Annotated in this window: 19 protein-coding genes and 1 pseudogene; 3 read left to right on the top strand and 17 right to left on the bottom strand. The window is 55.8% G+C overall.

Annotation, left to right across the window (positions count from 1 at the left end):
- Window positions 1–60: 60 nt before the first annotated feature.
- The 7 genes from K5D32_RS10995 to K5D32_RS10965 form a co-directional block, all read right to left on the bottom strand.
- Window positions 61–1,653: a flagellar hook-associated protein 3 gene (locus K5D32_RS10995; protein ID WP_221575686.1), complete on the bottom strand. Its 1,593-nt coding sequence runs from the start codon at window positions 1,651–1,653 to the stop codon at window positions 61–63.
- Window positions 1,654–1,666: 13 nt separating this feature from the next.
- On the bottom strand, window positions 1,667–3,730 hold the full coding sequence (gene flgK, locus K5D32_RS10990) for a flagellar hook-associated protein FlgK (RefSeq protein ID WP_221575685.1): 2,064 nt from the start codon (window positions 3,728–3,730) through the stop codon (window positions 1,667–1,669).
- Between the two features lie 10 nt (window positions 3,731–3,740).
- A complete protein-coding gene (gene flgJ, locus K5D32_RS10985; RefSeq protein WP_221575684.1) occupies window positions 3,741–4,967 on the bottom strand; it encodes a flagellar assembly peptidoglycan hydrolase FlgJ in 1,227 nt (408 codons plus the stop codon).
- A 10-nt stretch (window positions 4,968–4,977) separates the two neighbouring features.
- Window positions 4,978–6,087, bottom strand: a complete 1,110-nt coding sequence (locus tag K5D32_RS10980) for a flagellar basal body P-ring protein FlgI (protein WP_221575683.1) — start codon at window positions 6,085–6,087, stop codon at window positions 4,978–4,980.
- Window positions 6,088–6,100: 13 nt separating this feature from the next.
- Entirely contained in the window at window positions 6,101–6,814 is a 714-nt protein-coding gene (gene flgH / locus K5D32_RS10975) for a flagellar basal body L-ring protein FlgH (protein WP_232924668.1), read from the bottom strand.
- A gap of 73 nt (window positions 6,815–6,887) precedes the next feature.
- A complete protein-coding gene (gene flgG / locus K5D32_RS10970; RefSeq protein WP_025260914.1) occupies window positions 6,888–7,676 on the bottom strand; it encodes a flagellar basal-body rod protein FlgG in 789 nt (262 codons plus the stop codon).
- 46 nt (window positions 7,677–7,722) lie between these two features.
- Window positions 7,723–8,463, bottom strand: a complete 741-nt coding sequence (locus K5D32_RS10965) for a flagellar basal body rod protein FlgF (protein ID WP_095066859.1) — start codon at window positions 8,461–8,463, stop codon at window positions 7,723–7,725.
- 469 nt (window positions 8,464–8,932) lie between these two features.
- Between K5D32_RS10965 and K5D32_RS10960 the strand changes: the two genes are divergently transcribed.
- Both K5D32_RS10960 and K5D32_RS10955 read left to right on the top strand, forming a co-directional pair.
- The gene (locus K5D32_RS10960; protein ID WP_221575681.1) at window positions 8,933–9,361 is read left to right on the top strand and encodes a hypothetical protein; all 429 of its coding nucleotides are present in this window, start codon (window positions 8,933–8,935) and stop codon (window positions 9,359–9,361) included.
- A 134-nt stretch (window positions 9,362–9,495) separates the two neighbouring features.
- Window positions 9,496–9,675, top strand: a complete 180-nt coding sequence (locus tag K5D32_RS10955) for a hypothetical protein (RefSeq protein WP_221575680.1) — start codon at window positions 9,496–9,498, stop codon at window positions 9,673–9,675.
- A 100-nt stretch (window positions 9,676–9,775) separates the two neighbouring features.
- Here the strand turns inward: K5D32_RS10955 and flgE are convergent, their stop codons facing one another.
- The 8 genes and pseudogenes from flgE to K5D32_RS10915 all read right to left on the bottom strand — a co-directional run.
- Window positions 9,776–11,113, bottom strand: coding sequence for a flagellar hook protein FlgE (gene flgE / locus K5D32_RS10950; protein ID WP_221594169.1), 1,338 nt, complete (start codon window positions 11,111–11,113; stop codon window positions 9,776–9,778).
- 28 nt (window positions 11,114–11,141) lie between these two features.
- Window positions 11,142–11,822: a flagellar hook assembly protein FlgD gene (locus K5D32_RS10945; protein WP_221594168.1), complete on the bottom strand. Its 681-nt coding sequence runs from the start codon at window positions 11,820–11,822 to the stop codon at window positions 11,142–11,144.
- A gap of 15 nt (window positions 11,823–11,837) precedes the next feature.
- Complete coding sequence (flgC, locus tag K5D32_RS10940; protein WP_221575677.1) at window positions 11,838–12,278, bottom strand: flagellar basal body rod protein FlgC; 441 nt, start codon at window positions 12,276–12,278, stop codon at window positions 11,838–11,840.
- 3 nt (window positions 12,279–12,281) lie between these two features.
- Window positions 12,282–12,689, bottom strand: a complete 408-nt coding sequence (flgB, locus tag K5D32_RS10935; RefSeq protein WP_221594167.1) for a flagellar basal body rod protein FlgB — start codon at window positions 12,687–12,689, stop codon at window positions 12,282–12,284.
- A gap of 205 nt (window positions 12,690–12,894) precedes the next feature.
- Complete coding sequence (locus tag K5D32_RS10930) at window positions 12,895–14,178, bottom strand: efflux RND transporter periplasmic adaptor subunit (RefSeq protein ID WP_221594166.1); 1,284 nt, start codon at window positions 14,176–14,178, stop codon at window positions 12,895–12,897.
- Window positions 14,171–15,646 carry a TolC family protein gene (locus tag K5D32_RS10925; RefSeq protein ID WP_221594165.1) on the bottom strand — a complete coding sequence of 492 codons (1,476 nt, stop codon included), beginning with the start codon at window positions 15,644–15,646 and terminating at the stop codon, window positions 14,171–14,173. Before K5D32_RS10925 ends, K5D32_RS10930 begins: the two co-directional genes overlap by 8 nt.
- Entirely contained in the window at window positions 15,639–16,802 is a 1,164-nt protein-coding gene (locus K5D32_RS10920; RefSeq protein ID WP_260407350.1) for an ABC transporter permease, read from the bottom strand. The genes K5D32_RS10925 and K5D32_RS10920 overlap by 8 nt, the downstream gene beginning before the upstream one ends.
- 213 nt (window positions 16,803–17,015) lie before the next feature.
- Window positions 17,016–17,601: pseudogene (locus K5D32_RS10915) on the bottom strand (ABC transporter ATP-binding protein); the annotation flags it as partial.
- Between the two features lie 470 nt (window positions 17,602–18,071).
- On the opposite strand from K5D32_RS10915, the gene K5D32_RS10910 reads away from it, so the two are divergent.
- A complete protein-coding gene (locus K5D32_RS10910) occupies window positions 18,072–18,500 on the top strand; it encodes a flagellar protein FlhE (protein ID WP_221594164.1) in 429 nt (142 codons plus the stop codon).
- A gap of 149 nt (window positions 18,501–18,649) precedes the next feature.
- Here the strand turns inward: K5D32_RS10910 and cheR are convergent, their stop codons facing one another.
- The gene (gene cheR / locus K5D32_RS10905; protein WP_025260925.1) at window positions 18,650–19,477 is read right to left on the bottom strand and encodes a protein-glutamate O-methyltransferase CheR; all 828 of its coding nucleotides are present in this window, start codon (window positions 19,475–19,477) and stop codon (window positions 18,650–18,652) included.
- Between the two features lie 44 nt (window positions 19,478–19,521).
- Window positions 19,522–20,454, bottom strand: a complete 933-nt coding sequence (locus K5D32_RS10900; protein WP_201004748.1) for a chemotaxis protein CheV — start codon at window positions 20,452–20,454, stop codon at window positions 19,522–19,524.
- Between the last annotated feature and the right edge of the window lie 34 nt (window positions 20,455–20,488).

Here is a 20,488-nt window from a genome sequence, read left to right as displayed (position 1 = left end):
AGCCAGTCGAATGGCTTCCCTCACCGCTGAAAAAAGACGGCGGATGCTCAATGCCAGGAATCAGATCTGGCTGAACAGGTTCAACTTGGACAGTTGGACAAATACGGCTTGTGAGGCGTCCAGCATGGTCTTTTGCAGCGTCAGCTTGGTGGTTGCCTCAACCATATCGGAGTTGACGAACGTTCCCTGCTCAACCTCGTTGTTGCCCTTGAGCAAGTCGTTGGTCACGCCTTGCGCAGTGGCAGCGACCTGACGCGCACCGCCAGCCGAAATCGCAGTAGAAGCCTGCTCTCTGCTGCTGATGATATTGCCCAGCGCAGAGGACAATGCGGCATCAAGCTTTTGAGAAGCGACCAGGTTGCCATCGGTAGGCGTGCTCAATGCCTTGATCGCTGCCGACAAGGTGTTCAGCACGTTTTCGGTCTGATGCGTGGAAGACTGCACCACGAACTGGTCACCGTTGGCCGGCGTGCCGCTGATCGTGAAGTTGACGCCCGCCGCATTGGCGGTTGTTCCGGTCAGCGTGCCTGTGGACACAGGCGTACTGCTGCTGGTGACGGGCGAGGCATACAGTTCGTAATTCGTGGCACTGGTGAACCTGAGAATCGCACCGGTGGTAGGGAATGTATTGTTGAACGCGGTCAGGTCCGCCGCGCTGGTCCCCACGACCGAACTGCTGATGTTCGCAGTCGAAGGGTTGCCCGGGCTACGGGAAGTGGTGACGCTGTCCGGCGTCGAGGCCAACTGATAGGTACGGTTGGTCAGGACCGCGTCCGCAGCCGCAGTCGTTGCCCTTTCCGACTCCGTCAGGTTGACGTTCATGGTCAGCTCGACGCCACGGAAGGTAAAGGACTGATCATTGAAGCTGTCGTGGGTAAAATTACCCGCCGTCGAAGCATCGGCGGTCACATCATTGCCCGAACCATCCGTGATCTTGAACTGAGTGCTGCTCAGGAAGGTCAGCGTGTAAGGCTCGCCTGCCTGATAGTTGTTGTTATAGGCGTTGCTGGACTTCACCAGGCCACCGGTCAGCGATACCTTGCCATCTTCCACAGCAGGGGAAGTCAATGTCGCAGAGGTACGAGAGGTGTTGATTGCCTGCTCGAACGCCTCGAAACCGGTGGTGTTGCTTGCCAGCACCAGACCGTCACCCACCGCGAGGTTCACGTGGGTCTGGTCACCGTTGTAGCTGTAGGTGCCGTCGGCATTCTGCGAGTACGGAGGAATCGACGATTTCGAGCCCGAGAACATGTACTGCCCGTTGGAGTCCTGGCTGTTCATCAAGCCAAGGATCTCACTCTGCAACTGCCTGAGTTCATCGGCCGTGGAGATACGGTCCTTATCGGTATACGAACCGTTACCCGCCTTGATGATCAACTCCTGAGCGGTCTGCATCGCACTGACGATGCTGCTCAGCGCGGTTTCAGAGTTGGTGGTGTTGGTATTGATCGTACCGATGTTCGACGAGTACTGAGTCAGCATGGAGTTCTGCTGGGCCAGTTGCAGCACGCGAGCGGCACCGACCGGGTCATCACTGGCGGTATTGAGCTTGACCCCGCTGGAGACCTCTTCGCCACTTTTGATCATGTTGGCATAGTTGCGCTGATAGTTTGAAGTCGTGGCTTCGTAGAACTGGGAAGTTGAAATACGCATGGCTCACGACTCCTTAAAGACTGTTGATCAGCGTGCTGAAAATGGTTTGTGCCGCCTTGATGATCTGCGAAGAGGCGGTGTAGTACTGCTGATACTTGATCAGGTTGGCGGCTTCTTCATCCAGGGACACGCCCGATACTGAATCACGAGAAGCCTTGGCCTGGGCCAGGACAGCATCGGTAGCCGTCACATCGCTCTTGCCCTGACTGGCGCGAGTACCGATCTTGGCGACCAGATCACCGTAGGCACCGGACAGGCTGGTGCCGACACTGCCACCAGTCACGTCGACGCTCTTGGCGGTCTGCAAGGCCACACCGGCCAGGGCGTTACGGTTGTCGGAAGAGCCGGCACCGGTCAGATCGATACTGAAGGTGTCATTGACGATTGGAGAACCCGAGAGTGTCATCTCGATCTCGAATGCGGTCTGGGTGCTTGGCGTGGTACGGGTATCGGCGTAGCCCACGCTGAGCTTGATGTTATTGCTCTGCCCTTGAACGATGGTACCGCCCACGGCATTGCCATTCTGGTCGAGCACGGCTGCACCGGTGGAATCCACCAGCGTATAGCTCTGCACGCCTGTGCTGCCGACCGAGCCCATCACCAGCTTCATCGGGGTGGAGTTTTGCAGCGCATTGCGCAGATCACTGGTCTGGGTCGAATCGTAGATGTCGGACTTGGTATTGAGGACTGGCTGGGTAAAGCCACCGGTCCCGGAGTTGCTGACACCCGCCTTGGCGGTCAGTGGCGCGGCAGCGGCAATGTCCTTGGCATCGGTCAGGGCAACAGCGATACCCGAGGCACCGTTGCGCGTCGGGCTGACTTTGAAAGAGTCGCCCGCAGCCAGCGTGTTGCCGTTAAGGCTTACGGTGAAGCCCTCGAACTGGGTCGGCGGGTTATCCGTCAACGAACCGGCGCCGACGCTTTCGCCATTGGGCAGGCGACGCACAGTGAAGTTGTTGGCATCGCTGAAGGTGACTTCGTAATCATCAGCCGTCAGTTTGCTGGTGTCCTTGATTGTGACATCCAGGTTACCCGAGCCCGCACTGTTACCCACCTTGCCAGTGCTGCGTTGAGTGATCAGATCAGCGTTGTTGATATTGGTGAACAGGCTCGAGCCGAAATTGCCCTTGCTGTCGATGCCCTGGCTCATCTGGCTGTTGATCTGATCGGCCAATACAAGCGCCACACGACCCAGCTCGTTGGATGCAGGCGTCAAAACTTCAGAGCGGTAACGCAACAGACCGCCGATGGCACCACCCGTGACTACCGACGTCACGTCGGTCGAGGTCTGGCCGATCGTGATCTGCAGGTTGTATTGCGTAGCGTCGGTTTTACTCGGCGTGGCAGTCAATGCGTATGAAGAAGAACCGCTCACCAGAGACTGACCGGTTCCGGTCATGACCTCGTAAGTGCCATTGCTGCTCTCAAGTACTTTGACGCCAATCAGCTCGTTGAGTTTGCGGACCGACTCATTGCGCGTATCGAGCAGACTATTGGGTGTGGTGTTACCCGTAGAGGCAGCCGTAATCTGCTTGTTCAGGCTGGCAATGGTACTTGTCAGTTCGTTGACCTGATCACTCAGCGTGGTCAGTTGCGCATTGACGTTCTCGTTCTGCGACGACAACTGCGAGGCAATCGAGTTGAACCGTGCACTCAGCGCGCTTGCCTGGGTCAGGAAAGTCGAGCGCTCGGCGGACTGGGTCGCATTGGAGGCAACGGATTGCAGATCGGTAAAGAACTTCGACATCTGCGCCGCAACACCGGTGGTGTTGTCCGACAGCAAGGTATCGGTCTTGCTCGCCTGGCCGGCGTAAGCCACGGCATCGGCACTGAGCGCCGTACCGGCTTGCAATTGGGTATCAAGGTAGCCGTTGTAGATACGGCGCACATCGGACAGCGTAGTGCCGGTACCGATATAGCCGATCCCCAGGCCAATGTTGATCTGCGCCGAAGCCGTGGTCATTACCTGCTGACGCGAGTACCCGGCAGTGTCCACGTTGGCCGTGTTGTTACCGATGGTATTGATCGCGGCACTGCTGGCAGTAATACCCGAGAGCCCAATTGAAATCAGCGACATGATTCAAACCTTATAAAGTCGTGGAAGAGCCCGTTGCAGCGGCGTAGTTCTGGTAACTCTTCATCTGTTTCGCAATCTGCGAAATCTTGCTTGCGTAGGCCGGGTCCGTGGCGTAACCGGCCTTCTGCAATTCTTTTACATACTGCTCAGAGTTATCGGCGGAGTTGACGACTTCTTTATACCGATTGTTGTTCTGCAACAGGCTGACCAGGTCATGGAAGCTGTCGGCGTAGGAATCGTAGGAACGGAAGTCCGCCGTCTCCTTGACCATCTTGCCGTCACGGAACTCGCTGGTGATCGCACGGGCCTGCGCCCCTTGCCAGCTACCGGTTGCCTTGATGCCAAACAGGTTGTGGCTGCTACTGCCATCCTGCTGACGCATGATGGATTTACCCCAGCCGGTTTCCAGCGCAGCCTGGGCCACCAGCATGACGGGATCGACGCCAATGCGCGCTGCCGCCTCCTTGGCCAGAGGCAACATCGTCGCCACAAACTGGTCGGAGTTGCCGAAAGCACGCTTGGCCGGCGCCAACGGCGGCTGGGCCATGGTGCGAACGTATTGCGGTTCGGCAAGATTGGGATCCAGCGTCCAGTCACCATTGCTGCCGGTCGGTGTCGCACGCTGCGCAGCCATCGGGCTATTGGCATTGGTGCTGGCGGTTGCAGTCGAGGGCACAATCCCCAACAGCAGACGATCGGTCAGCTTGGTCGGCAATGCCAGGCGACGCGAATTGAGCAGCGCCATGTCATTACGCCCTTCGACAGAGCCAGCAGCCCCCGCCTTGTCTGCCGCTGCCGAGCGAGTCGCCCACAACGGACGCTGATAGACGCTGGCAGCCAATCCCGCCTTGGAGGAATCCGTAGCAGCAGCCTGAGTGCTACTCGCCGCAGCCGCGTGATTGACGCCCTTGTCCTTGGACAGCTGGCGCATCAGCACATCCTGCAACCCAATACCATTGGCACGGGTCGACAGGGTAACGGCCAACTGCTGGTCATACATGTCCTGATACTGCCGTGTTGCCGCAGTATTCAGCGGATTGTCCTTGGCCAGCACTTCGTTGGCAGAACGCATGGCCTTGAGCATCTGGCTGACGAACAGCGACTCGAACTCCCGGGCCACCTTCTTCAGGTTTTCCGGGCTGTCCTTGTCGCCATTCTTCAAAGCGGCCAGACGATTGACGTCGGTATAGGCACCCGAATCGACCGTCGTGGAAATTCCGCTCTTGGGCATATCCATGCTCGATTCCTCAGATCACGATCAGGTCGGCTTGCAACGCGCCGGCCTGCTTCAATGCTTCAAGAATGGCCATCAAGTCACCGGGAGCCGCGCCCACCTGGTTGACCGCACGAACGATCTCATCCAGCGTGGTGCCCGGGCCGAACTTGAACATCGGGTGCATTTCCTGCTGGGCGTTGAGCCTTGAGCGCGGCACCACAGCCGTCTGGCCATTGGAAAGCGCGCCCGGCTGGCTGACGATCGGATCTTCAGTGATAGTCACGGTCAGGCTGCCGTGAGTCACAGCGGCTGGCGACACCTTGACGTTTTGACCGATCACGATAGTGCCGGTCCGCGAGTTGATGATGACCTTGGCGGCAGTCTGACCCGGATCGATCTCCAGGTTTTCCAGAATCGACAGGTAATCCACACGTTGCCCCGGATCCAGAGGTGCAGTCACACGCACCGAACCACCGTCCAGCGCCTGGGCAACGCCAGGGCCAAGCATGTCGTTGATCTTGTCCACAATGCGTTTGGCCGTGGTGAAGTCGGAACGGTTAAGGTTCAGGGTCAGGCTGTTGCCCTGATTGAAACCGCTCGGCACTGCACGCTCGACCGATGCACCACCCGGAATACGACCGGACGACGGAACGTTGACGGTAATCTTCGAACCATCACGACCTTCAGCATCGAAGCCACCCACCACCAGGTTGCCCTGAGCAATGGCGTAGACGTTGCCATCGACCCCCTTGAGCGGGGTCATCAGCAGACTGCCGCCACGCAGGCTCTTGGAGTTACCGATGGACGAAACACTGATATCCACCACCTGCCCCGGCTTGGCGAAAGGCGGCAGGTCCGCATAGACCGCCACCGCCGCAACGTTTTTCAACTGTACGGTGCCCGAACCGCTTGGTACCTTGATGCCGAACTGCGACAGCATGTTGTTGAAGGTCTGCAGGGTAAACGGCGTCTGAGTGGTCTGGTCACCCGTACCATTGAGGCCGACGACCAGGCCATAACCGATCAATTGGTTGGCCCGTACGCCCGAGATACTGGCGATGTCCTTCAGGCGCTCGGCCTGAACACCGAAGGCGGTGGACAGCAGCAGGGTTGCCGCAATCAGTTGCTTGAGCTTGATCATGTCTATCCCGCTATCAGAAAGGGAACAACGGGCTGAGGAAGAACCGGTCGAACCAGCCTGGCTGGTTGGAGTCGGCAAATGCACCAGTACCTGAATACGTGATACGCGCATCAGCCACTCGCGTGGACGACACAGTGTTATCGGTGGCAATGTCGTCGGCACGAATCAGACCGGCAATGCGGACCAGCTCATCACCGGTATTGAGAGTCAGCCACTTTTCGCCACGCACCGCCAGAATGCCGTTGGGCATGACATCAGCCACCGTCACCGTCACCGAACCGGTGAGGCTGTTGCTCTGGGCGGCCTGCCCCTGACCTGCGGTAGAACGTGCGCCCGTGTAGCCGGCATTGAGACTCAGATCGTTACCACCGATCGGGTTATTGGTCGTCAATCCGGAACCGAACAACGAAGTCAGACCCAGGTTGGCAGTGCTGTCCTTGGTAATGGCAGAGCTTGCAGCCTTGCTGGAAGCCATCCGCTCGGAAAGCGTGATGGTGATGATGTCACCCACACGAAAGGCTTTGCGGTCGCCATACAGGTTCTGCTCGAAACCGGCCTGATAGATCGCACCATTGTTTGCAGCGGCAGACATGGGCGTACGCGGCAACACCGGCGCGTAATAAGGGTCATTAGGCTTGGCAGAAGGCGCCACACAGCCTGACAGCAAGACAATCGCACTCAAGGGTGCGATCAACACTGAAAAACGCAGAACACTAAGGCGTTTCATGACACTTGAAACCTCGCGGTGTAGCAGGCGCCCATCAGACGCCATGTCGGTTTTGAGCAGATACATCAGGGTCTTACAGATTCTGAGTCAGGTTCTGCAACATCTGGTCGGCAGTCGAGATCACTTTGGAGTTCATCTCGTAGGCGCGCTGAGTAGTGATCATGTTGACCAGCTCTTCAACCGTGCTCACGTTGGAGTTTTCCAAGGTGTTCTGCAGGGTTGTACCCAGGCCGTTCAAGCCAGGAGTACCCACTTGAGGCGCACCGCTGGAACCGGTTTCCAGGTACAGGTTGCCGCCAATGGCCTGCAGGCCGGCCGGGTTGATGAACTCGGCGGTCTGAATGTTGCCGATGACCTGCGGCGTGGCAGTGGCGCCCGCTACGGTGATCGAAACAGTACCGTCCTGACCGACAGTGAATGTCTGGGCGTTCTGAGGAACGACAATCGCAGGCTCAAGGGCATAACCATTGGCCGTCACGATCTGGCCAGTGGAGTCCAGGTGGAAAGTACCGTCACGGGTGTAGGCAATGGTGCCGTCAGGCTGCGAAATCTGGAAGAAACCACGGCCATTGACGGCCAGGTCCAGAGGATTCTCTGTGGTCTGCAGACTACCGGCGGTGAAGTTCTTTTGCGTACCGACGATGCGCACACCTGTACCCAGTTGCAGACCGGACGGCAGCTCGCTGTCCTGAGTCGACTGAGCACCCGGCTGGCGCTTGATCTGATAGAGCAAGTCCTGGAATTCGGCACGATCACTCTTGAAACCTGTGGTCGAAACGTTCGCCAGGTTGTTGGAGATGGTGGTCAGGTTGGTGTCCTGAGCAGCGAGGCCGGTTTTCGCAACGTATAGTGCAGGAAGCATTCGTATTCTCCTCAAGCGCCGGTTTGTCGGCGCAAGCTGTCAATGGTTAGCCAAGTTGCAAGACGCGAGCCATCGCCTGGTCATCTTCTTCAGCTGTTTTCATCATCTTGACGTGCAATTCAAACTGCCGGGCCAGGGCCAGCACCGAGGTCATTTCCTCCACGGCATTGACGTTGCTCGCCTGCAGAAAACCGGACTCGACACGCACATTGGCATCCATTGGCGCAGCCTGACCGCTCTTGGTATGAATCAGGCCGTCCGGGCCTTTCTCCATGGTGCTCATATCAGGATTGACCAGCTTGATTCGGTCAACCTGAGCCATCACCTGCGGGCTTTCACCCATGGAGCGAATACTGATCGTGCCGTCGGCACCGATCTCGATCTGCTGCTCAGGCGGCACGGCAATCGGCCCGCCGTTGCCCATGACCGGCAAACCGCTGCCGTTGCGCAACACACCCAGGGCATCGATATTCATGCCGGCACTGCGGGTATAGGCCTCACCACCATCGGCAGTCTGGACCGCAATCCAGCCATCACCCTTGACGGCAACGTCCAGCTCGCGACCCGTCTGGATCAGCGCACCACCGGAAAAGTCAGTACCTGGACGTTCGCCCATCGCATAGGCACGCGAAGGCATGACCTCGCCAAATACCGGCATCGAACGGGCCTGTTGCAGGTCGCGCATGAAGCCATTGGTCGATACGTTAGCCAGGTTGTTGGCATGCACCTTTTGCGCCTGGGCGTTTTCAGACGCCCCGCTCATTGCGACATAAAGCAACTTGTCCACAGTCTTCCTCCTCCGACAGACGCTTGCCGCCTGTAGCTGTTCTGAATGGGAGAAAGCAATTTTTGAACCAACTTTTCATACCAGGGACAAACCCCTGATTTCATTGTTGAAAAAAGCCTAACCACGACCTGTGGTGCGGCACAGCAGGCTTGACTGCGGCGGTAGATTGCCACCGCACTGCAATAACCCCAAACCAACCGCCAAAAAAACCTCACTCGACCTTTACATCCCCTACAAAAAACATCGAGCCCACTGCAAAACATTCATATTTTTTTAATAATAACGAATAGAAAGCACTCAAGACCCACCGCTTGAATGTACAAGAAAGATCACTTTTTCTTGACCAAAAAGTTTTCAACGCTATAACATCGTCGCCGCTGACACTTCCAGTTTTTTAAAAACAGAAGCAGCACACTTCGCAATTTAAAACACTCCAAAAACGCAAAAACAAAGTATTAAAAGGACTTATATGAAATTCAGCATGCGCAAAGCTGCTCTTGCACTCGCCCTTACATCACTGGCCAGCATCGCCAATGCCACAACTGTAACCGTAACCCTGCAAAATTTATCTCCAACCGCCAGCATGTCGGTCAGCTCCGGCAACAGATCCAGCTTCCCCCTCGTCATAGGCCCCAATCAGACACAAACTTTCACAGTAGACTTCAACAACACAACAAGCGAATTCGATATCACCTATCGATCAGTAAAAGGTGATGCCTGCAGATTCCAGGCAGGCCATAAATCCATTCGAGTTTCCCCGACTGTTGTGACCGCAAACTTCACACAGAGCGCCACAAGCGTAGGAACAGGCGTCCCCCTGTGCAACATTAATTTGACCCCGCGAACCTATCAGGCACCATTCGATTACAGACTGAATATACAGATGGGGTCTTATTAACCGTATTAAATAGCTCAAAAGCAGCTTGGGGGGCGGACACTTACCCGCCTCCTTCCAGCGACAATCCGACAACGAATACACACCATCAAAAGCATCAGTGATAGATTTGTCCACTCCCCCCACAGGAAACCGGCATGTATCTTCGCGCATGCATCATCACCCTGATGACCTTTATCCCTCTCCTAAGCCAAGCTGCTCCCGCACCCTATTACAAATGGCAGGGCGCCAGCCGGATCGTCTGCGCCCAGACCAGCCCGGGACCTGGATGGAAACGCCTGAATGGCTCATTCATCAAGTCCGACTGCTCGATCTGAGCAACACCCCGGAAAGCTTTACAACCGAAACCTGCAAACCCTATAAACGAAAAAAGCCCCGACAAAGGGGCTTTTTTCACTACCTCATCAGACCCGGCTATCAGGTCATCTGAATAGTTGTCTGCATGATGGTGCTTTCAGTCGAAATGGTTTTCGCATTCGCCTGATAGTTGCTTTGCGCCTTGATCAGGTTGACCAGCTCGACCGTCAGGTCAACGTTGGACTCTTCCAGCGCCTGCCCCGTGATGTAACCCAGAGTTCCTGATTGCGGCACGCCGGTAAGTGGGATGCCTGAGGAAAAGGTTTCACGCCAGTTGGTGCCGCCAGCCGGAGCCAAACCCTGCACGTTGGCAAACGAAGTGAGCGAAACTTGGCCGATAACTCTAGACTGATTGTTCGTATAGCTAGCGAACAGATTACCGCTGGCATCCACATTCAGACCACTGACCTGGCCTGCCGCGTACCCGTTCTGACTACCACTTGAGCGCCCCGAAACGGTTGCTGTCTGAGTAGCACCGGTCATATCCAGCTGAATACCACCCGGCACACCGGATGCACCATTAGCTACCCAGGTAGACGAAATACCCGTTCCCGTTTGCACACCCGGAACCCAGTTATTGATCTGGAAGGTACCATCAGTATTGACAGTAATATTGGTACTACTCGAAGGGACACTCGGAGTTGCCGCCGTGTTAATGACAAGATTCCCTGAGGAATCAAAGGTCAGGTTATTACGCTCAGCCACCGCCGTTGTAGGATCACTGATACTACGACCATCCATCAGCGAGTACATGGCCCATGTATTGGTGCCCGTCTTGGCAAAGTAACTTTCCAGCTTGTGCTCATTACCCTGAGAGTCGTAGACCGACGTACTGTAGGTAAAGTTATAGCTATTGGTGTTCGTTGCATCGAACGGAGAGATGGTCGGAACAGTTGCCGTCGAATTAAGACTTGCCACGTTAGTGATGATGCCTGTTGCCTTGGCTGGCTGATTTGAAGTATCAACCCGCAAATCACCCGACACCCCAACGGTCACTACGCCATTGGCATCAACGTTATAGCCCTGCAAATTCATGCCGGAACTGTTGACCACATAACCATCTTTGTCAGTATGGAACGCACCTGCACGCGTATAAAGGCTGTCGCCGTTATTGCTCAACATGAAGAAGCCGCTGCCATTGATGGCCAGGTCCAGGCTATTGCCAGTACCCGTGGTCAGGCCACCCTGAGAAAATTGCTGGGAGATGGCAGCAGTGGTAACACCCGTACCAGTATTGGTGCCGCCTGACGTTGCACGAATCGACTGAGCATACTGGTCAGCAAACTCGATACGCGATTGTTTGAAGCCCGTTGTCGCCACGTTGGCAATGTTGTTGCCGGTAACGTCGAGACTTTTGTTTGCCGCATAGAGCCCACTAAGGCCGATATTGAATGACATGTACCACTCCTACGCCGTCTAGTCGGCTCTATATTCCGATTGATTGCACTTTGGACAAAGCGATCGAACTGCCGCCAGCCAGATTTAGTGTCATTTCCCCGCCACTCACAGCCGTTGTAACACTGTTGACTGTTGCGGGCAGGTAAGTGCTCAAGCCAGTATTGGTGCCGTTGATAGTGCCGCTTGCAACAAATTTGTAGGTTCCGGACGGCAAAGCGACACCCTCACTATTGAGGCCATCCCACGCAAAACTTGCATTGCCTGCGCCCTTCGCCCCCAGGTCAATCGTATCAACCTGGTTATTGCTGGAGTCGTACACCTTGACCGTCGTCAACGACGTTGATGCAGGCACCACAACAGAACCAGTCAAACCTTTACTGGTATCAACCTGAGCGGTACCGGTTTCGACAATCACCGAACGCCCCACCAGCGAAGAAGCCTGCAAGGCTTGCGAGGACTTGTAGCTGGTCGCAATGGAATCAACCGTCGAGGTCAGGTTCTGCATGCTTTCCAGACTGCTGAACTGCGCCAACTGCGCAACGAATTGCGTGTTGTCCTGCGGATCCAGCGGGTTCTGGTTCTTCATTTGCGTCACGAGCAGTTGCAGGAACGCATCCTTGCCCAACGCCTCGCTTGAATTGGTTGCAGTCGCCTTGGGGTTCTGCAGCGAGTTTATAAAACTCGTCGATACATCGTTTTCAACGGCCATAACGTTCGCCCTTTATCACTGACCGAGGGTCAGAACCTTCTGCATCATGGATTTTGCGGTGTTCATGATTTCGGCGTTCGTCTGGAACGAACGGCTGGCGGAAATCATGTCGGCCATTTCTTCCACGACATTGACGTTGGGGTAGTAGACATACCCGTTCTTGTCAGCAGCAGGATGATTAGGCTCGAAACGCGCCTCAAGGTTGGAACTGTCTTCAATGATGCCGTTGACCTGAACGCCCTGCCCGGCATCGCCCTGATCCTGAAACAGCGAGCCACCGGTGGACTGCTGACCCTGCATCACGGTTGCAAAAACCGGGTGACGGGCACGGTAGGTCTGATCCATGCTCGATGACACGGTCTCGGCGTTGGCGATGTTACTGGCCGTGGTGTTCAGACGCGTGGTCTGGGCACTCATGGCGCTACCGGCAATGTTGAACACATTGGCTAGTGACATGGATTATTCTCCGCGCAGGGCTGAGATCAGCCCTTTGAACTTGCTGTTGAGCAGGGTGAAGCTGGCCTGGAAACCCATGGCGTTATCGGTGTAGCTGGCCTGCTCGATCTGCGAATCAACGGTGTTCTGGTCCAGCGAAGGCTGAGACGGAGTGCGATACATCAACGTACCGTCGCCATTGCCCATGCCTTCAGCTTCGATATGACGGTTATTGGTCATGTTCAGCGCAAAACGACCGTTCTGAGCCTTCTCGTTTTCGGCGGCCAGCACCGAGGAAAAGTCCAGATCACGGGCCTTGAAATTCGGGGTATCGGCGTTGGAAATGTTGTTGGCCAACACCTCTGCACGCTGAGCCCGGAAGTTAAGGGCCTTTTCGTGTATGCCTAATGCTTTATCGAAGCTGATGCTCATTTCGGGAAACCTTTGCCGGTTGACCTGATTCTCGTATCACTGAGAAAGCAATCAGCGTGCCAAATACACAAACCCAATGTTTGCGGGGCTTGTAGCGGCTGCCAGGGCGGCAATGCCAGAAAAGCGGCAAGGCATTTCCGCTATGAGAGGGTAAAGCGGCAAGGGATGTGTCGTTTTTTTGCCATCACCGCTGAGGGGCAAGCTATTACGGCGCAGAGGCTGCCAGTTCGACATAACCTGGCTTGAGCCCAGAAACCTCGACACCCTGAGGCATCGCACGACCGGCACTGACCATGACCTGTTGCGATACATCAGCCATGTCTTTTCGATAAACCACGAAAGTTCTACCTTCGGCATCCTGGCGCAAGGCCTCAGCCGGAAGCACAAAACCGTTTTCAGCGCGGTAAGTCACGATAGCCAGACGCGCACTCATGCCAAGACGCACCTTCGATTGCTGAGCCGCGGTCAAGGGCGCGATGTTGATCACAACCTCGTAAGTCGTACCGCCACCAAACATATCGGAGGCCACCCCCTGGGCTGCAATGGAAGAAATGGCCCCCTCAAGGGTAATGCCATCGAAACCTTCACCCGTGACCTGCACCGGCATACCCTCGGACAACTGATGCAGATCCGCCTCTTCGACACGAGCAACCGCCCTGATCTGTTCCAGACTGGCCAGTTCAAAAAGCGGCACACCTTGAGCCATGCGCATCCCTTGCTGGACCAAAGGCGACGTGCCGCCTTCAGGCCTTTGGGGGCGCAACACAATTCCGGCAAACGGTGCCACAATCTCGCGCCGGGCATGCAGCGCCTGCAAAGCCTGATAGCGTGACTGGGCATTCGCCAGTTCCATTTCAGCTATCTGCCGGTTTTCACCTTTCCCCTTCTCCATTACGGTGCGCAACTCCGACTGAGAGGCGACCAGATCAAGCTGCTGCATTCTGGCTTGCTGCTCAAGCGCCTCCACATCCATGCGAGCCACAATGCCGCGCTCAAACAACCGGCGAGTATCTGCCAGTTTTCGCTCGGTATCGCTCAAGCCATATTGCGCAGTGGTCACAGTACGCCGCGCCCGCGCCATTTCTTCGCCCTGCGCCCAGTTCTGCATGTCTTTTACTGACCGCTGAAGCTTCAATTGAGCAGCAAGCGCCTCGCGCAACTGAATATCCAGCTGTGTCGTGTCCAGCGTCAGCAAGTGCTTGCCGCGCTCGACCTGCTGCCCCTCGACAACGGCAACCTCCTGCACGACACCCTCAAACGGAGCCGCCATGGTTGATCGACTGGACGCTTCGATTCGCCCGACCAGGCCCAACTGGTTCTCCAGCAATTGCGGCTGCACAGGAATCCAGCTGACGCCCGGAGATATAGGCTCAAGCCGCGTTTGATAGCCATAGACAATGCCCACAAAAAGCCCTGCGGCAACCACCCCGGCAACCACAGCCCGACCACCGACGCGAAAGGTGCGTAAGCGCGCCAGATACTTAGTCATTGAGATCAATCTCCCAGCTCTCCAGGGTCGTACCCAGCCTCTGATCCAGGTCAGTCTGGGCATTAAGGTAGGCAATCAATGCATTAAGGCGGGCATTCTCCGCATTGCGCAGATCCGACTCGAAACTCAAGACCTGGAAGTTACTGGAACGACCGGCCTGTAACTTTTCCCGCTCGATATTCAGCTTGCGCAACGACAGCTCGCGAGCGCGCTGGGAAATTTCATACTGACGCCAGCGCGTCCCCAGATCTCGCACCCCGTCGCCGACATCACGGGCCAGAGACTGATTGGCCTCAGCCAGAAGCAGATCCTGATTCTCCACATCGACCCTTGCCCGCACTTCAGCTTGTCGACGACTTAAATCACCAATCGGAATGTCGACCTGAATACCGGCATAGCCTTCCCAGGTGCGCGTCGTTCCCGGACCGAAGTCATTCTGAGTGCGATCCCGAATCTGAGTGGCACCACCGATCAACGACACATCCCAGAGTCGATCATTGCGAGCGACAGCAAGGTTTATTTCTGCCTGCCTGGTGGCGATCAAGCGGGTGAGATAAGCAGGCTGTCGTTCTTGCGCCGTGGCAAGCGCCTGGGTCAGGCCAACCTCTATGCGCCGAGCATCGAGCACTTCCGCCGCCCGCACTCGCGTCCCGAGGTCCAGCGCCAGAAGACGCAATAACTCAAGACGGCTGGCATCGAGCTGGTTGGACGCTTCTTCTATAGCCAGCTCCTGATTGGCGACATCGGCCTCGGTCTGAACAATATCGAACTCGGCCATCTGCCCCGCAGAAATCATCGCCCGGTTCGCGTCAAGCAACTGACGTGAGCGCTCCAGAGCATCGCGCGCGATACGAACCTGCTCCTGAGCGCGCAACAGCTCACGATAACCCGTGATGATCTGGGTAATGGTGTCCGAAACCGTCGACTTCAGAGCCAGGCGATTGACCTTTTCTGAAAGCACAGCCAGACGCACGGGAGCGGTGGCGATATCTTTCCCGGCACCGCGCAACAAAGGCTGAATGACCGTCAGGGTGGCACCATCATTACGACTGCGACCCGTACTGTCGGCCAGCGTCAGCTGGTTAGTCCAGGCCAGACTGAGCTGGGTACCGTACTCGCTCAGCATCGTGGTTTGCGGGATGACCTGGGTCTGGCGGTAGCTATCACTCTGACTGCGGTTAGCCAGATAACGACTGCTCAGAACCAGTTTGGGCGTAAAACGATCCTGGGCAACCCGCAAGTCGAACTTCTGCGCAATACGCTCCAGATACGCACTGCGGATGGAACGGTTTGCGCGCAATCCCAAAAATACGGCATCCGCCAAGGTAAGCTCGATGGTCTGCTCATTCAGGGAAACAGTCCTGCCCGGCATGCTCGGAGCATCCGGTGTCAAAGGCGCAGCAAGCGAAGGTTGTACTGCGTAAAAAACCAGACAAAGCGCTGCCGCGAAACGATAAAGATCAGTCATCGCGCAACGCCTGTACCGGCTCAAGCCGGGCGGCCATGAGGGCCGGGTTCAAACCAAAGAAAAGCCCCACAAGCAGTGAACTGGCAATGCCCAGGGGAAGAGAAGGAATAAACAAAATAAAGCCCCAGCCCGACAACACCGAAAATAGCCATGCCGCCAGCAAACCGATACACGCACCCACCGATGCTCCCGCGACGGACAACACAGCAGCCTCCAGCAAAAACAGCCGCCCGATATCCAGCGGCCTTGCACCCAGCGCCATGCGAACACCGATTTCCCGGCGACGCTCTGACACATTCATGACCATCACATTCATAACCCCGACCCCACCGACCAGCAGGGAAATACCGCCAAGACCTGCCAGCAGATAGGAAAAAGTGCGGGACTGTTGAGCCATGCCGTCAATCAACTGCTGGGGAATCTGCACCTGAACATCTCGCCCCGGCGCTAATGGCCGCAGAAAGTCAGTCAAGGCATTTCCATCCTGCTCAAGGGTTTCACTCCCTCTGCCCCTGGCGACGATATTGCTGATTTCGGGCTTTGAACTGATACGCCGCATGCCCTCGATCGGCACGACAATAGCCTGATCGACAGCGACGGGGATCAGCGGATTCTGTCCGTGCTCGGCCAGTATCCCGACCACCTCAAAGAGGTAACTGTCGACCTGTATACGCTTGCCCGCCACGTCCTGAATATTCAGGATTCCCAGATCCCTGGCCACTTGCGCGCCCAGCACGGCATAAGTGCTTCGAGCGTCATGGTGGGAAAGAAATCTACCTTGAGTCACCCGAAGCCCAAGGACCGCCAACAAATCACTGGATGTGCCCACCACGCTTGTATTGTGTGCCCGACCATCAAAACGAGCCCTGGTCGACAGCACGATGAGGGGCGCGATATCAAGGATTCCAGGGACTGCATCAATGACAGCCTGGCTATCCAGCGTGGCGGGAGCCGGACGCATCTTTACCCCCGGCATTGCCGCAAAGCTGACGACCAACATATCGCTGCCGAGTCCCTTGAATGCACTGATTGCCTCGTTGGCGGCGTTCTGACCGATATTCAGCAAGGCGACCACAGAGGCGCACCCCACAGCGATTCCCAGCAAGGCAAGCAACGACCTGCGCCCCAAAAGACGCAAGCTGTTCAAGGGCTCCATGAAGATCTGCCCAAGTGATGGGCCGTAACGCACAGACGTATTCTCAGGCATGTGCAATCCCGACCGGCGATACATGCTCCTGGAGGCAACCGTCTTTGACATTCAGGCAGCGCTGCATATGCCGGGCCATGGCGTTATCGTGCGTCACCACGATCAACGTGACGCCCTGCTCTCGGTTCAGGGAAAGCAGCAAGGCGAGAATCTCGGCGGCCGTTGTACTGTCGAGATTTCCGGTGGGCTCATCGGCAAGAATCAAGGCGGGTTGCCCGACAAGAGCGCGGGCAATTGCCACCCTCTGGCGCTGCCCGCCCGACAGCTCGGCAGGCCGATGATGAGCCCTGTCAGCCAGACCAACACGCTCTATCTCACGCTGCGCAGCCACTCGCGCGGCCTGACGGGAATAACCGCGATACAGCAACGGCAAGGCTACATTATCAAGGGCATTGAGGCGCGGCAGCAGGTTGAAGCTTTGAAAGACAAACCCGATAAGCTGATTGCGAACCCTGGCTCGCTGCTCTGCCGAGGCGCTTCCCATGTCCAGGCCATCAAGAAACAGACCGCCGGAAGTCGGACGATCAAGGAGGCCCAGAATATTGAGCAGCGTGCTCTTGCCTGAGCCAGAGCTTCCGACGATGGCGCAGCTCTGCCCGCGTTCGATAGAAAGAGAGATATCGCGCAGGACCGCATGTGTCACGGCTCCCGACTGATAGGAGTGGCAAATACGCTCCAGTTGAATCAGGTTTGCGCATGACGCCAGCGCAGCCTTTTGGCGCTCTCCCTGAATGACCTGCCCTTCCATTGCGCCTCGCCTTCTCCATGACCTCGTATTCGCCCGCCCTTATATCACCTCGACAAAGGGTGTTGGAGCGTTTTTTTGCATGAAGGAAAAAATTCATACTGTCATTCAACGCATGAAACCTGAAAAATTTTAGTACTCACTCAACATGCGAATAAAAACAATACGAAAAATGACAAGGTAAATTATAAAATCGCGTAGATAACGACAACATCCTCAGGCAATACAGCGCCTCAGCACCATCACCACAAAAAAACAATTCAAAAGATTTCAATTTTCAACACATAAAGAAAAGAGCTTTAATTATTCGGCACAAAGAGTGCTAGAAGAAACTAACACTGCTTAAAATTCTTTTTTTCACCTCAGTGTCTTGCTTCAATAAAAACGAGCACGTATAAAGCTCCCACAGCCTGACCAGACAGGCAGGCGCTTCGCAAAGAATGCGAACTCACGGATTAGAAGGAGTCTTCAAAATGAAAAGAAAAGGTATTCTAGGATGTGCAGCAGCATTGGCATTGGCAACGATTGGCAGTAATGCATTTGCAGTAGGGGGTGCTTACTCTCAAGAAGCAGTCGTTAACACCACGTACTCTTCAAACATCTGGAACACCACAAACTTCCGGATTGTAGGCACACCTCCAAACACCGGAAAAATAAACATTGTCAGGTGGAACTATAAAATCGGCGCCATCCCGGCCAATGCAACCTTTACGGCTTATCTGTGCCAAGGAGACACAAACTCTTGTTATGACGTCACCCTTCTTAAAAGCGGATCAACTACCGTCTTCAACAACAGGTCTCCAGACAAGCCATTTTTCCTGTACCACCGAATTTATCGTGCAAGCTCATTCGCACCCGTATCAGGTGGTACATCACAAGTCATCGTTAGCTGGGAAAACTAATACCCGCTAGACGCACTTGCCGAGTCATAAAAACCTAACACTCATGATTCGGCAAGTACTTCTTCTGCGCACTAAAAGCCTGCATATCAGAAGAACGCCCACAAAAAAGAGACCCGAAGGTCTCTTTCATGTCCATACAAAGCCCACCATCACTTGGCCTTGTAGATAATCCCCGGACTGCACTGAACCATCTGATAATGATCCGGCAGGCCGTTAAGCGCTTCGGACGCACCCAGGAACAGATAGCCACCTGGCTTGAGCGTGCCGTGAATGCGCAGCAGGATGTCTTTCTTGACTTCAGCCGAGAAGTAGATCAACACGTTGCGGCAGAACACGATGTCGAACTTGCCAAGGCTCGCGTAGCTGTCGAGCAGGTTGAATGAACGAAACTCGACACGGCTCTTGATCGGAGCCTTCACCACCCAGCGACCCGGACTTTTCACGTCGAAGTAGCGCTGCAGGCGATCCGGCGACAGGCCGCGGCCGATTGCCAGGCTGTCGTACTCGCCCGTCTTGCAGTTGGTGAGCATCAAGCCGGACAGGTCGGTGGCAACGATCTGTGCACCGGCCTTGAGCTGACCCGGATTGCTGCGCTCGAACTCATCGATGGACATCGACAGCGAGTACGGTTCCTGACCGGACGAACAGGCCGCCGACCAGATACGCAAGCGCTGACCCGGGCTGGCCTTGATCTGCTCGGGCAGCACCTTGTTCTTCAGCACCTCAAAGGGATAGGTATCACGAAACCACAGGGTTTCGTTGGTCGTCATCGCATCGACCACCTGTTCGCGCAAACCGCTGCGGGGTTGCGACTGGATGCGCTGCACCAGTTCGCCCAACGATTTGAGTCCCTGCTGCTCCATCAGCTTGTTGAGACGGCTGGAGACCAGGTACTGCTTGTTTTCCCCCAGCAAGATGCCACAGGCTTTTTCCAGAAAGACCCGGAACTGTTCAAAATCCAAATTACCTGTAGACAAGGTGCCGCCTCTCAAAATCATGTGAATCACCAAGGGCGACGCCCCTAGCTATTGTCTGCCGCCTTGATCCGCGCCACGACCCTGGCCGCGAGGTCATCAGGTCGAAATTTCGCGAGAAAATCGTCAGCACCCACTTTCTTTACCATCGCCTGGTTGAACACCCCGGAAAGCGAGGTATGCAAGGTGATGTGCAGCTTCTGCATTCGCGGATCGTTGCGTATGGCTGTTGTAAGGGTATAGCCATCCATCTCCGGCATTTCAATGTCGGAGATCATCATCAGAAACTCTTCTTCAGGTTTCTTGCCCTCTTCAACCATTGCCTTCAGGTAATCCAGCGCCTGACGACCGTCGTTCAAGGCAACCACCTCGACTCCGACCGTTTCCAGGCAACGACTCACCTGCTTGCGTGCAACCGACGAGTCATCGACCGTCAGCACCCGCAACGAAACGGCCTTGCTGTGAGTTTCTTCGTCGATTACGCCGTGGGATACACCCTCGGTAATCGGCGCCACCTCGGCGAGAATCTTCTCGACGTCGATGATTTCCACCAACTGGTTGTCCACACGCGTCACGGCCGTCAGGTAGTGATCGCGCCCGGTGCCCTTGGGTGGTGGATGGATCTCTTCCCAGTTCATGTTCACGATGCGCTCTACCGAATGCACCAGAAAACCCTGAACCTTGGTGTTGTATTCAGTAATGATGACGAAGGAATTAACCAGCGAAATCATTCCGGTCGAACCCGTCGCCATTGCCAGATCCATGATCGGGATCGTGCCACCGCGAATGTTGGCCACACCACGCACAATCCGGCTGGACTTGGGCATGATGGTCAGTTTCGGGCACTGCAGTACTTCTTTAACCTTGAATACGTTGATCCCATAGAGCTGCTTGCCGTCCAGACGGAATAACAGCAGCTCAAGGCGATTCTGACCGACCAGCTGAGTTCGCTGGTTCACCGAATCCATTACACCCGCCATGCCCGACCCCCTTAACAAAAGCCACCGTTCGCCA

This window comes from Pseudomonas cichorii, assembly GCF_019719005.1.
Taxonomy (GTDB): Bacteria; Pseudomonadota; Gammaproteobacteria; order Pseudomonadales; family Pseudomonadaceae; genus Aquipseudomonas; species Aquipseudomonas cichorii_E.
This window is presented reverse-complemented; position numbering and strand designations above follow the sequence as displayed.